This is a genomic window from Micromonospora sp. HM5-17 (assembly GCF_003762835.1).
Lineage (GTDB): Bacteria > Actinomycetota > Actinomycetes > Mycobacteriales > Micromonosporaceae > Plantactinospora.
Genome location: NZ_RJWA01000021.1, coordinates 1 through 12,018, shown reverse-complemented (window position 1 = coordinate 12,018; position 12,018 = coordinate 1). Strand labels below are relative to the sequence as shown.

At 72.5% G+C, this 12,018-nt stretch carries 13 protein-coding genes; 7 read left to right on the top strand and 6 right to left on the bottom strand.

The window, feature by feature from the left end; all coding sequences use genetic code 11:
* Positions 1-314: 314 nt before the first annotated feature.
* The 3 genes from EF879_RS26620 (at position 315) to EF879_RS26610 (ending at position 3,377) form a co-directional block, all read left to right on the top strand.
* Positions 315-923 (top strand): TetR/AcrR family transcriptional regulator, encoded by a 609-nt coding sequence (locus EF879_RS26620; RefSeq protein WP_123563315.1) that lies wholly within the window; start codon positions 315-317, stop codon positions 921-923.
* Positions 924-1,036: 113 nt separating this feature from the next.
* Positions 1,037-1,909 carry an oxidoreductase gene (locus EF879_RS26615; RefSeq protein ID WP_123563313.1) on the top strand — a complete coding sequence of 291 codons (873 nt, stop codon included), beginning with the start codon at positions 1,037-1,039 and terminating at the stop codon, positions 1,907-1,909.
* Positions 1,910-2,204: 295 nt separating this feature from the next.
* On the top strand, positions 2,205-3,377 hold the full coding sequence (locus tag EF879_RS26610; RefSeq protein WP_123563311.1) for an alanine--tRNA ligase-related protein: 1,173 nt from the start codon (positions 2,205-2,207) through the stop codon (positions 3,375-3,377).
* Between the two features lie 105 nt (positions 3,378-3,482).
* Here the strand turns inward: EF879_RS26610 and EF879_RS26605 are convergent, their stop codons facing one another.
* From EF879_RS26605 to EF879_RS27430, 3 genes are read right to left on the bottom strand one after another with little or no spacing between them, the layout of a single operon-like run.
* Positions 3,483-4,388, bottom strand: coding sequence for a hypothetical protein (locus EF879_RS26605; protein WP_123563309.1), 906 nt, complete (start codon positions 4,386-4,388; stop codon positions 3,483-3,485).
* A complete protein-coding gene (locus EF879_RS27435) occupies positions 4,385-4,546 on the bottom strand; it encodes a hypothetical protein (RefSeq protein ID WP_158624319.1) in 162 nt (53 codons plus the stop codon). Before EF879_RS27435 ends, EF879_RS26605 begins: the two co-directional genes overlap by 4 nt.
* Positions 4,543-4,680: a hypothetical protein gene (locus tag EF879_RS27430; RefSeq protein WP_158624317.1), complete on the bottom strand. Its 138-nt coding sequence runs from the start codon at positions 4,678-4,680 to the stop codon at positions 4,543-4,545. The genes EF879_RS27435 and EF879_RS27430 overlap by 4 nt, the downstream gene beginning before the upstream one ends.
* A 178-nt stretch (positions 4,681-4,858) precedes the next feature.
* Here EF879_RS27430 and EF879_RS26600 point away from each other — a divergent pair, with 178 nt between their 5' ends.
* Both EF879_RS26600 and EF879_RS27425 read left to right on the top strand, forming a co-directional pair.
* Positions 4,859-5,140: a hypothetical protein gene (locus EF879_RS26600; RefSeq protein WP_199736628.1), complete on the top strand. Its 282-nt coding sequence runs from the start codon at positions 4,859-4,861 to the stop codon at positions 5,138-5,140.
* Positions 5,141-5,291: 151 nt separating this feature from the next.
* Positions 5,292-5,456 (top strand): hypothetical protein, encoded by a 165-nt coding sequence (locus tag EF879_RS27425; RefSeq protein ID WP_158624316.1) that lies wholly within the window; start codon positions 5,292-5,294, stop codon positions 5,454-5,456.
* An 84-nt stretch (positions 5,457-5,540) separates the two neighbouring features.
* Here EF879_RS27425 and EF879_RS27420 read toward each other — a convergent pair whose 3' ends face one another.
* Positions 5,541-5,858 carry a hypothetical protein gene (locus EF879_RS27420; protein ID WP_199736627.1) on the bottom strand — a complete coding sequence of 106 codons (318 nt, stop codon included), beginning with the start codon at positions 5,856-5,858 and terminating at the stop codon, positions 5,541-5,543.
* Between the two features lie 136 nt (positions 5,859-5,994).
* On the opposite strand from EF879_RS27420, the gene EF879_RS26590 reads away from it, so the two are divergent.
* On the top strand, positions 5,995-7,137 hold the full coding sequence (locus EF879_RS26590) for an oxalate decarboxylase family bicupin (RefSeq protein ID WP_123563305.1): 1,143 nt from the start codon (positions 5,995-5,997) through the stop codon (positions 7,135-7,137).
* 356 nt (positions 7,138-7,493) lie between these two features.
* Entirely contained in the window at positions 7,494-8,339 is an 846-nt protein-coding gene (locus EF879_RS26585; RefSeq protein WP_123563303.1) for a putative protein N(5)-glutamine methyltransferase, read from the top strand.
* A 156-nt stretch (positions 8,340-8,495) separates the two neighbouring features.
* Here EF879_RS26585 and ligA read toward each other — a convergent pair whose 3' ends face one another.
* Positions 8,496-10,664 carry an NAD-dependent DNA ligase LigA gene (gene ligA / locus EF879_RS26580; RefSeq protein WP_233604774.1) on the bottom strand — a complete coding sequence of 723 codons (2,169 nt, stop codon included), beginning with the start codon at positions 10,662-10,664 and terminating at the stop codon, positions 8,496-8,498.
* 229 nt (positions 10,665-10,893) lie between these two features.
* Complete coding sequence (locus tag EF879_RS26575) at positions 10,894-11,568, bottom strand: C39 family peptidase (RefSeq protein WP_370375565.1); 675 nt, start codon at positions 11,566-11,568, stop codon at positions 10,894-10,896.
* Between the last annotated feature and the right edge of the window lie 450 nt (positions 11,569-12,018).

The following is a 12,018-nucleotide window of genomic DNA, read 5'->3' as shown; positions in this document are numbered from 1 at the left end:
AATGATCTTTGACGGCATTCTTCCTCCTGATCTGCGGGACGGTGTGCCGGGGCCGACGCCCGCGACGGACGATCCCCGGGACGGGGATCTCGCCGCCCCGGCGCACCTGTGCGGTTGGCACTTACCTGCTTCGAGTGCCAGGCATCGCCGGTACCATAACCCAAACTTGCGTGACGCGCATATAGTGCGCGTCGCGCATCTAACGGCTACCATGTGCCGCGCCGGACGCCGACGGGATCGTCGGCATCCGGCGCGCAGGCTGGATCAGCGAGGAGAGGGGAGGGACCGGCCGATGGTGCCGGAACCGCACGGTGATGGACGACGACGAACCCCGTGATGTGCGGACCCGCAACAAGCGGGCCGTTCGCGAAGCGATCAGCGCGGCCGCCCTGCGCCTGGCGCTGGAGCAGGGCCCCGGAGGCCTCAAACTCGTCCGGGTCTCTGACATCGCCTCGGCCGCCGGGGTGGCGCCCCGCACGTACAACAACTACTTCGCCAGCCGGGAGGAGGCGATCTGCGCCTTCCAGGCCGACCAGGCCCGCCGCCTCGGCCGGGCACTGCGCTCCCGTCCCTCCGACGAACCGCTCGCCGAGGCCATCATCGCCGCGGCGATCGAGGTCTTCGCCACGCCCGAACCCGACCGGGCCGGGCTGGCCATGATCATGTCAACCCCGGAACTGCAGGGTGAGGCCCTCAAGGCCTTCACCATGGCCGAGGAACCGCTCGCCGCCGCCATCGCCGAGCGCACCGGCAGCGGCCCCCAGGACACCCTGCGGTGGCAGGTCATGGCGGCCGCGGTCGCCGCCGCAGTCCGCATCGCCGGCCGGCATTGGCTCAGCACCACCAGTCCTCCGCCCTTCGCCGCCGTACTCCGGGACGCCCTCGGGTACGTCGTGTCCGCCCAGGCGTCGGGCGACCTGTAACACCCCACGGGTCAAACCCGGCCCGTGCCGAGATCACCAGAGCGGCGACCGGGGGTGGTGCGACCACCTCCCTCACCTGCCGGGCGGTTGTGCCCGGGAAAGGCGGTATCAGGATGAATCCAAACCAGAACGCGACCGCGGCTGCGGCCGGCGATTTCCCGCTCGGCGGTGACCTGCGGGTCAATCGGATCGGCTTCGGCGCGATGCGCCTTGCCCTCGGCCGTCGCGTGCCCGACCCCGAGGAGAGCGTCGCGGTGCTGCGCCGGGCGGTGGAACTCGGCGTGAACCACATCGACACCGCCGGCTTCTACGGCTTCGGGGACCTCCAGGCGCACGAGCTGATTCGCCGCGCGCTGTTCCCGTACCCCGACGACCTGGTGATCGCGACCAAGGTCGGCCCGTTGGTCGAGACAGGCGTGGTCCCCACCGGACAGGCGAGCGCCGAGCAACTGCGCGGACTGGTCGAGGCGGACCTGCGCCGCCTCGGCCTGGACCGCCTCGACCTCGTCTACCTGCGGGTGGGCGGCATGGGCGAGCCGGGCGGCGAATCGGTCGCCGAGCGGTTCGAGGCCCTGGCGGAGCTCCGTCGTGAGGGGCTGATCCGGCACCTCGGGCTCAGCCACGTCGACGCGGCCCAGCTCGCCGAGGCGCGGTCGATCGCCCCGGTCGCGGCCGTGCAGAACCACTTCCACGTGCATCACCGGGGCGACGCCAACCTGCTCGCCGAATGCGAGCGGGAGGGCATCGCGTACGTGCCGTACTTCCCGCTCGGCGGCGGTGCCGTGCCAATCGATCCCACCCGTCTCGCGAACGTCGCCGCCCGGCACCGGGCGACCACCGCACAGGTGGCGCTGGCCTGGCTGCTGGCCGTGTCACCGGCGACGCTGGCCATACCCGGCACCGGTTCGCTCGACCATCTGACAGAGAACGTCTCGGCAGCCGGCCTCCACCTCACCGCCGACGACATGGCCGAGCTGGCCCGCTGAAACACCGGCCGGGCGGCGGGGACCCGGCCACGCCCGTACCCGCCGCCCGGCCGCGCCCGCCCGGAATGGGTGGGCGCGGTTGCCCCGGCGCGATAGAGTGTGATGCATGAGGATGACCAGGCGATTCGCCGCCGCGGCCGCGCGAGCTACCCGCTCGACGGTCGCCGCCGCCTGATCCTCCCGATCTCCGACCTGTCCGCCGGCGACCGAAACGGTCCGCCGGCGTCGCCCGTCATCCGTACCTGTCCCGGTGTCCGCGGACCTTTCGGCCGCCACGCATCGAAAGGCCGCCGTCATGACGCCCGACCGGATCATCCGCACCTTCGTCGACTTCTACCGGGAACGCGGTCACCTGCCGCTCCCCGAGAGCTCGCTGGTTCGCCCGCCGGACGATCCCGTGCTCTTCACCACCTCCGGGATGCACCCGCTGACGCCGTACCTCGAGGGACGTCCCCACCCGCTGGGTCGCCGGCTGGCCAACGTCCAGCGGTGCCTGCGGACCACCGACCTGGACGAGGTCGGCGACCGCACCCACCTGACCGTCTTCCAGATGCTCGGATCATGGTCGCTGGGCGACTACGACCCGCCGCAGAGCCTGCGATGGGGCTACCAGTTGCTCCGCGAGGGTTTCGGGATCGCGCCGGACCGGTTGTACGCGACCGTGTTCGGCGGTGACGAGCAGGTGGGGCCCGACCTTCCCGCGCTGGAGACCTGGCGTGACCTCGGTGTGCCGGTGGAGCTGACCCAGCGCGAGAACTGGTGGTCGAACGGGCCGACCGGGCCGTGCGGACCGGACTCGGAGATCTACGTCTGGACCGGGGACAGCCCGCCGAGCGGCACCCCCGGGACCGACGGGCGGTGGCTGGAGGTGTGGAATCACGTGCAGATGCGCTACCACCGCCACGACGACGGCCGGCTGGAGCCGCTGCGCCGGCCCAACGTCGACACCGGCATGGGGTTGGAACGGCTGGAGATGGTGCTGCGGGGACACGGGTCGGTCTTCGAGGGCGACGCCTTCGCCCCGTGGGTCCGTGCCGTCACCGCGCTGTGGCATCCGGACGAGTCGTCGCTCCGTCGCGTCTGTGACCACCTCCGGTCCAGCGTGGTGGTCGTTGGAGACGGCGTACGGCCGGCGAACACCGGTCGTGGCTACGTGCTGCGCCGGCTGCTCCGCCGTACCCTCACCATCCTGTGGCGTGGCGACCCGACGCGGACCCTGTCCGACCTGCCCGACGAGCCGTTCGCCGACACCCTCGACCGGTTCCGCCAGACCGCGAACGTCACCGGAGTACGTCTCCTGCTCCAGGACGAGGAAGAACGGTTCCGCGGCCTGCTGCGCCGCGGTCGCCGGGTCATCTCCCGGTACCGGTCCCGTGCCCCGCTGACCGGCGCGGACTACCGGTACCTCCACGACACCCACGGCCTGCCACGCGACCTCGTCGACGGGCTGTTGGCCGAGGCGACCTGACCGGCGCTCCCACCGCCGGCTCGCCGGCGTGGCCCGCGACCGGCACCATGGTCCGCCGCCGACGGCGATGCCGGGGCCGGCCCGCCGCCGGCGGCCCGGGCCGGGTCACGACCCGGGTCGAGCCGGCTGGTCCCGCCAGGGCAGCGGTTGCGGGATCCGACGCCACCACCACCGCTCGGGGTCGGCCGGCACCGCTGCCGTGCCGCCCAGTTCCGTCGCCAGCGCGGCGCCCCCGTCGTCCTCGGTGAGCGCGACGAACTGGCGGTCGACCTCCTCGAGAGCCGACGCGAACAGGGCGCGGGGCGGCTCGGGCATCGCCTGACCCACCCGGGCCAGCTCGTCGCGGTACCCCAGGTCCTCCTGGTAGTAGGTCGCCGGGTACCAGCCGTCCGGCGGCCATCCGGCGGCCATGCGGGCCACCAGGCCCTCCCACACGCCGAGCCGGGTGCGGGCCCGCCACACCGCGTCCGCCACACCCGGTACCTCCGAGGTCGACCAGGGCTCCGACCGCGCCTGGAGCTGGTCGGTGATCGGGGTGGGCAGCCGGTGCTCGCGGATCACCTCCGGTATCGCGGCCACCGGCAGGTCCGGTAGCGCGGCCAGCGGACGCTCGACCGCCTCGATCCGGTACACCGGCCCCTCCTCCCAGCCGAGGTCGGTGATCCGCGCCCGGGTCCGGCGGCCGTCGGGGCCCACGATCCAGTACGCGCTCGGCTGCGCCTCCGTACCCGGATAGGCCACCACCGTGCGCATCTGCTGCGCCAGTCGCGCGGCGAGGACCGAGTCGGCGGGCCGCTGCGTGACCGCGTCGGTGAGGTAGATGTCCAGGTGCCAGTGGAAGTCGCCGGCCCGGGGCGAAACGGTGCAGCTCACCGGCGCCGACCAGTTGCGGTCGAGGTCGTCTTCGTCACCGACGTCGACGGCGTCCTCGGGCAGTGCGAGCAGGGCCGCCAGCGCCGCGGCGAGGCGGTCCCTATGCAGTTCACCGAAGATCAGGAGGTAGTACGTCACGGTTCGTACGTTCCGTTGTAGATCTGCATCGCCTTCTCGACTGCCTGCGGGTTGTTCACGAAGCGCGGGTTCCTGGTCAGCTGTGGCGCCTGTGAGATGTCGCCACCAGCTCTCGCGATCTCCTTGAGCGCCGCGTACTCGGTACCGCTCAGCTTCACATACCCGCGCCCGGGTCGGGGAAGACCGTCCCCGACGGCTCGACGCCGTAGTACCGGCCGTTGATCTCGTACCGCTGGGTCGTCGGATCCCACCGGGCGTTGCCCGCGGCGATCTGCGCCACGTCGTCGTGCATCACGTCCTCCTAGCCGCGCAGGTAGACGGTGCTGGGATCCTTGACCACGCCGCTGCGCGCCCCGTTAATGGTGTGCCTCGGGTGGGGCGTGCGGAGGTCGCGGCCCCGCGCGGGCCCCGGCACCACCGTCGGTTGTGGACCCGCCGCGTCGGCGGGCCGACCCGTGCCCCGGTAGCCGATGGCCCTTGGCGGGCTCGGCGGGCTCTCGACGGCGATGGCGCTGGCCACCGAGGCCGCCGGCAACCTGGTGTCGTTCACCCGGGACATCGTGCGGGACCTCATCGCCGACCTGGTGGCCCGGGTGGTCGTCTGGGCCGTCGAGGCGATCTTCGTCGTGACCATCCCGGTGATCGCCTCGCAGATCGCGGCGGCGGTCGTCAAGTGGGCGGGGCGGTTCCTCACGTACGTCACCGCGCTGATCACCAGCCTGACGAACCTCTCCCGACTCCTCAACGGCTAGCCGTGCCGGCGCCGCGCGATCCCGTTTGGGTGCGGCCGTCGGGGGAAGCCATCCCGGGTCCGGTGGTGGCGGGTTGATCATCCCGTAGCCGGGCCGGACCGCCGAGTCGCCCGGCGCGGTCGGCGTGAGGAACGAGGAAAGAGGGCCTGACATGGGTGACCGAGACGAACTCCACGACCTGCGGCAGCGCGCGCACGCCGCGGGTATCGAGGGCAACTCGAAGATGACCGCGGAGCAGTTGCGGCACGCGTTGAAGAAGGTCGGCAAGGGGACCGAGCCGATGACCGCCAAGCGCGAGGCCAAGGGCAACCGGTAGCGGAATCTCCAGCCCGTGGTGCGCGTCCGCCAGCCGGGCTGGCGGAGCCCGCTCCGTGAGGAGCCCACCCGCCGGCCGGCGGCCTCACCAGCCGGTCGTGCGGGTGGCGGTGCTCGCGCGGGGGCCGCCGGGCCGGGCACGGCGGGTGGACCAGGCGGCGCGGACCAGCGCCGGCAACTCCCGGCAACGGTGGGCCAGCAGGGCGCCGAGTCCGTCGTCGGCCCGGCCCCGGAGCGCGAACGTGATCGCCACGATCACCTCGGGCGCCTCGGAGGCGACCGGCGCCAGCCACTGCACCAGCAGGAACTCGTCGAGCCCCAGGGCCGCTCGGGTGTCGACGAGGGACCTGCCGAACGGCTCGGCCGCGCTGAGGACGACGACCGCGGCGACGACGAAGAGCACGCCGACGGTCGCCCGGCGCCGTACGGTCGGCTGGCGGGCCGGGGTGGCGGGCGGCTCGATCCCGAGTCGAACGGGGTTCCTGAGGTGTATCCACCGCGGAACGGGTTATTCGCTCGCTGCCCAACCCGGAGGTGCGATGAGCGAGGCGGAACAGGACACCCCGCAGCCCCGACGTGACGGCCAGGGCGGCCGCGACCAGGGACCCCGGAACGTCGCCCTCGATCGGCAGAACCCCGACCTGCTGGTCTCGCCGACGACCGACCGCGGCACGGTGCCGAACCTCAAGTTCTCCTTCTCGATGGCCCACACCCGGATCGAGCAGGGCGGGTGGGCCCGCGAGGTGACGCAGCGGGAACTCCCGATCGCGACGACGCTCGCCGGTGTCGACATGAAACTGGAGCCCGGCGCGTACCGGGAACTGCACTGGCACAAGCAGTCGGAGTGGGCGTACGTGCTGACCGGGAGCTGCCGGATCAGCGCGGTGGACCAGGAGGGCCGCAACTTCCTCGACGACGTACGCGCCGGCGACCTCTGGTTCTTTCCCAAGGGGGTGCCGCACCACATCCAGGCGCTCGACGAGGGCGTGGAGTTCCTGCTGGTCTTCGACGACGGCGCCTTCTCGGAGAACAGCACGTTCCTGCTCAGCGATTTCTTCGCGCACACACCACGCAGCGTGCTGGCGAAGAACTTCGGCTGGACGCCGGACCAGCTCGACCGGATCCCGGAGCGGGAGAAGTACATCTTCGCCGGTCAGGTGCCGCCACCGCTGGACGCTGACCGGGTGGTGAGCCCGACCGGCGACGTCCCCCGCACCTTCACCCACCGGCTGCAGCAGCAGGAGCCGGTGCGGTTTCCCGGCGGCAGCGTGCGGATCGCGGACTCGACCGGCTTCACCGCCTCGACCATCTCGGCCGCGCTCGTGGAGGTGGAACCGGGTGGAATGCGCGAACTGCACTGGCACCCCACCGACGACGAGTGGCAGTACTACATCTCGGGCTCCGGTCGGATGGGTGTCTTCGCGAGTTCCGGCGTCGCCCGTACCTTCGACTTCCAGGCCGGCGACGTCGGCTACGTGCCGTTCGCGTACGGGCACTACATCGAAAACGTGGGCGACGAGCCCCTGGTGTTCCTGGAGATGTTCCGCAACGAGCGGTTCGCCGACATCTCGCTGACCCAGTGGATGGCGAACACCCCGCCGCAGGTGATCGCCGACACCGTCAACGTGCCACGGTCGCTCATCGAGGCCCTGCCCAAGGAGAAACGGTCCGTCGTGCGCTGACCGGTTGACTACTGCCGGGCGTCCGCGGTGGCTGGCCGACACCGTGACCTCGAGCCTCACCCGTACCGCCGGCACCCCGTCGGCATCGAGCCTGCCGGACCTGGTCAGCCAGGGGGGTGAGTCCCGGAGATCCCGGGGGCCAGGCGGTGGCAGGCACGATCGCGGGTCGGACCCGCGGAGCCGGAACGGCGCGGTAATGGGGTACGTTGTGAGAGCTCAGCCACTGCGAGCGAAGGAGGTGGGACCCATTTCCGTCCTGACCGGCGCGGTGCTCCCACCACGCGAGCCGTGGCCTTCCGTACGACGGATCGGGTCGCGGTAACCGGAGGGCGCCGCCGGGGTCCCGGGGGTTACCCATGTCCACGTCCCGCTTCCTTCCCGCCTTCCCCGGCCGTTCCGCCGCGTCTCCCGCGACCGCTGCCGACAATTCGATTCTGGTCGGGCGTGACACCGTCGTCGCCCGGCTCCGGGCGGCCGGCTGCGTCTTCGCCGAGGATGAGGCGCGGATCCTGATCGAGTCCGCGCCCGATCCGGCCACCCTGCGTGCCATGGTCGAACGCCGGGTCGCCGGCCTGCCGCTGGAACACGTCGTCGGCTGGGTCGACTTCTGCGGGCTGCGGATCGACGTCGATCCCGGCGTCTTCGTGCCGCGGCGCCGTACCGAGCTGCTGGCCCGGCGAGCTGCGGCGCTGACCGCCCCCGGGGCGACCGTTCTCGACCTGGGTTGCGGCTCCGGAGCGATCGGCGTGGTGGTGGCGACCCTGGTCGCCGGTGTCGAGCTGTACGCCGTGGACGTGGAGCCGGCGGCGGTGGAGTGCGCGCGGCGAAACCTCCGCCCGTTCGGCGGCCGGGTGTACGCGGGTGACCTGTACGAGCCGTTGCCGGCGCGGCTCCGGGGCCGGGTGGACGTCCTGGTGGCGAACATCCCGTACGTACCCACCGGCGAGGTGGGCCTGCTGCCGCCCGAGGCGCGGCTGCACGAGCCGCTGGTGGCGCTGGACGGCGGGCCGGACGGCCTCGACGTGCTGCGCCGGGTCTTCGCCGGGGCGCCGGACTGGCTCGCCCCCGGAGGCCACCTGCTGGTGGAGACCGGCCAGGCGCAGGCGCCGGTGGCCTGGGCCGTACTCGCGGACGCCGGACTCGACGCGGTGGTCGTGACCGACGACGAGTTGGCCGCCACCGTCGTCATCGGCCGTCGCTGACCCGGCCGGGGCGCTCGGCCGTCCCGACCGGGTGCGCGCCGTGCGCCGTCCCCGCGCCGGCCCGGCGTGACCCCGGCTCGCGGTACGCCGATCCGATCCGGCCCGGCCGCCGCTCGGCCGGTGGTGTGTGGCCCCGGCGTGGCCGGCCGGGACGGTTCAGCCGGCCGCCGGCTCCGGATCGCCCGCCAGGCTGGCCAGGATCTCCGCGACCGTCGCCGCGTCACCGGCGGTGTGTGCCGCGAGCAGATCCGCGAAGCGTTCCGCCGACAGCACCGGTACACCGAGCGCCTCGGCCTTCTCCGCCTTGCTACCGGCGCCCTCGCCGACCACGACCAGGTCGGTCCGCTTCGAGACGGAGCCCGACGACCTGCCGCCGAGCCGTTCGACCGCCTCGTTGCCCTCGGTACGGGTGAGCCCCGGCACCGAGCCGGTCACCACGACCGTCATCGGGGTGCCGTCCGGCCGGCGCAGCGGTAGCGCTGTCGACGTCGGTACGTCCGCGTCGTCGCCCCCGGTGGCCGACGCCGCTCCGACGACTCCCGGCTCGGTCATGTTGACCCCGTGCGCGGCGAGCTTCTCGATGACCGGGGTGAGCTCGACCAGCTCCGCCGCGATGGTGACCGCCCGTTCCGGGCCGATCCCCTCGACCTGCTGCAGGTCGGCCACGGAGGCGGCGAGCAGCGCCTCCATCGTGCCGAAGTGCCGGGCCAGCCGGCGCGACATCGACCGGCCGGTCATCCGTACGCCGAGCCCGGTGAGGACCCGGGAGAGTGGTCGCGTCTTGGACGCCTGGATGTTGGCGACGAGCTTGCGGGCCGAGACCTCGCCGAGCCGGTCAAGGGTGACCAACGCGGAGGGTTCGAGGGCATAGAGGTCACCGGGATCCGTGACCAGGCCGGCCCCGACCAGCAGGTCGATGATCTTGCTGCCGAGCCCCTCGATGTCCATCGAGTCCCGGGCCGCGTAGTAGGCGAGCGACTCGCGGGCCCCGCACGCCCGCCCCTGGACACAGCGCCAGCGCTTCTGCGACCGGTCGATCTCACCACCGCAGCGGGGGCAGGTGACGGGCGGCTCGTAGGGTGTCGAGTCCGCCGGCCGTTCGTCCAGCTTGGCGCCGGTGACCTCGGGGATCACGTCGCCGGCCCGGCGGACGAAGACCGTGTCCCCGACCCGGACGTTGCGGCGGACCAGGTCGTCGAAGTTGTGCAGCGTCGCCGAGGTGACCGTGACCCCGCCGACCTGCACCGGGGCCAGTACCGCCACCGGGGTGATGACGCCGGTCCGGCCGACCTGTACCTCGATCCGGAGCAGGGTGGTGGTGCGGGTGTCGGCGGGGAACTTGTAGGCGATCCCCCAGCGCGGTGCGCGGGTCCCCGAGCCGGCCAGTTCCCGGTCGGCGGGGTGGTCGGCCTTGATCACCGCACCGTCGATGCCGAAGCCGAGCTCGCCCCGGCGCGCCGAGAGCTCCGCCACCGCCGCCAGCACCTCGTCCAGGGTGGTGCAGCGCCGCATGCCGGCGGGGGAGCCGGCGGTGGTGGCGACCCCGAGGCGTTCGACGTACGCCATCAGCGCCGAGTGGGGCAGCGCCGCGCCGTCGCCGTCGAGGCCGGTCGTGGCGGCGTCGAGGCCGTGGACGGCGTACGCGAGGAACGAGAGCGGGGCGTCGTAGGCCCGGTCCTGGGCCCGGAGCGTACCGGCGGCGGCGCTGCGCGGATGGGCGAACGGCGGCTCGCCGTGGCTGGTCCGCAGCTCGTTGGCGCGGGCGAAGTCGGCGTCGGTCATGAAGATCTCGCCCCGGATCTCCATCGTCACCGGTTCGGCGAGCTGCTCCGGCAGCCCGACCGCCCGTCGGGCCTGGGCGGTGACATCCTCGCCGGCCCGGCCGTCACCCCGGGTGGCGACCTGGACCAGCCGACCGGCGACGTACCGGGCGGCGATGGCGAGACCATCGATCTTGGGCTCGACGGTGTAGCCGGCGGCGGGACGGCCGAGCAGCCTGTCGAGCCGGGCCGCCCAGCGCCGCAGCTCCTCCTCGCCGAAGACGTTGTCGAGGCTGAGCATCGGCTCGCTGTGTACGACGTCGCCGACGATCCCGACACCGGCCGCGACCAGCCCACTCGGTGAGTCGTCAGCCTTCCAGTCGGGGCGGGCGGTCTCGGTGGCGACGACCCGGGCCAGCAGGGCGTCGTACGTCGCGTCGTCCATCACCAGGTCCGCGCCGTTGTAGTACGCCGCGGCGGCCGACCGGATCTCGTCGAGTGCCGCCGTGTAGGCCTCGCGGTCGTCGAACGGCTCGGCGCGGTCGGCGTCCACCACGGGACTCACCACCGAGCTCCCCGAGGCGACGGCCGCCCCCGCACCTTCCGCGTCAACGGCGGCCACCACCCCGGTCGGGTCGGCCGCCGTCTCCGTATGATCGACAACAGTCGACGTATTTGGGCCCGCCATCAGCTCACTCATCTCCATCCCCTCCATCCGCCGCATCAGACTAGAGACGGGGTACGACGTCCGGCTCCCGCGTGAGGCGGCGGATCCGCCGCTGGTGCTCGCCCCGTCAGCCGGAGTAGCCGCGGGTGGCGGCCCAGTTCGCCAGGTTGCTTGTGCTCATCCAGTACGAGCTGTCGCCGTTGACGTTGGCGGGATCGGCGATCTTGACTGTCCGACCGTGGTCCCGGTAGCCGACCACGGTCAGGTAGTGGCCGCCGTCGTACGCGTGCGGGGTGCCGTCGGTGTCCGTTGCGGTGCCGATGACGTTCACCACGACGGGGTGGTCGGTGGCGACGGCCCGGGTGACGTCCCGCCGGAGCCGGTCCGTCTCCTCCGGCGTGGCGGTATCACCCGGAATCGCGGTGGTGCGGTAGAAACGCGTTCCCCCGACCGCGTTGAGGACCCGGGTGGTGTCCTCCGCCGAGTCCGTGCCGTGCACGGTCGTACCCAGTCGTGCCGCGATCTCGTCCTGGCTCGGCGCCGGGCCGCGGGCGCTCAGGGCGATCCGGGTCGCCGCGGGCCCGCAGTAGTAGAAGTTGGGCTGAGCCTGGTAGTCGACCGCCAGCTCCCTGGCCGGTGGCGCCGCCACCGCGGCCGTCTCCGGGTCGCTGCCCAGGGCAATCGCCGGTCCGGCGACGGAGGCGCCTATGACGGCGAGTCCCGCGGTCGCGAGCGCCGCCCGGCGGGTGGTGGGCGGGGTGATGGCGGTCAGCCACCGGACCCCGCGAACAAGGGTGGTCAGCACGTGGCTTCCTTCCGGTCGCGCGTCGGAGGGCGCCGCCACGGTGACCGGGCTGCGCGCGTGCCCGGTCGACGGCCGGCCCTCGGATGGACGTACCACGGAGCCAACGCCAGGGTTAAGTCGGACATTCCCGCCTTTTTCTGTGCCGCTTGGCGACGTGGGGACCCCGATTTGGCGTACGCGTTTCGGCGGTGTACCTTTCTCCGTCGGCAGGGCACCGGGCGAGCCCGGCGGGGAAGACCGCAGCGGCCGGCCTGCCAAAACCCGACGAGTCCAGCGGTGGTACCGCTGTGCCTGTCGGGCGCACGACCCCGTCGTGGAAGTGCGACAAACCGGGAGATACCGGTTTGACGAGGCGGAAACGGTCGGGTAAGCTTTAAGAAGTGCTCGGGGGAAACCCCGGGTGCGGGGAACAGCCCCGGTGACACCCTCCAGTTCGGAGGATGTTGT

What these genes read in the sequence shown, in the direction of transcription:
- EF879_RS27425 (WP_158624316.1), top strand. Translation starts at nt 5,292, where the DNA reads ATGGGTGACCGAGACGAACTCCACGACCTGCGGCAGCGCGCGCACGCC.
- EF879_RS26590 (WP_123563305.1), top strand. Translation starts at nt 5,995, where the DNA reads ATGAGCGAGGCGGAACAGGACACCCCGCAGCCCCGACGTGACGGCCAG.
- EF879_RS26585 (WP_123563303.1), top strand. Translation starts at nt 7,494, where the DNA reads ATGTCCACGTCCCGCTTCCTTCCCGCCTTCCCCGGCCGTTCCGCCGCG.
- EF879_RS26600 (WP_199736628.1), top strand. Translation starts at nt 4,859, where the DNA reads ATGGCCCTTGGCGGGCTCGGCGGGCTCTCGACGGCGATGGCGCTGGCC.
- EF879_RS27430 (WP_158624317.1), bottom strand. Translation starts at nt 4,680, where the DNA reads ATGCACGACGACGTGGCGCAGATCGCCGCGGGCAACGCCCGGTGGGAT.
- EF879_RS26620 (WP_123563315.1), top strand. Translation starts at nt 315, where the DNA reads ATGGACGACGACGAACCCCGTGATGTGCGGACCCGCAACAAGCGGGCC.
- EF879_RS26610 (WP_123563311.1), top strand. Translation starts at nt 2,205, where the DNA reads ATGACGCCCGACCGGATCATCCGCACCTTCGTCGACTTCTACCGGGAA.
- EF879_RS26615 (WP_123563313.1), top strand. Translation starts at nt 1,037, where the DNA reads ATGAATCCAAACCAGAACGCGACCGCGGCTGCGGCCGGCGATTTCCCG.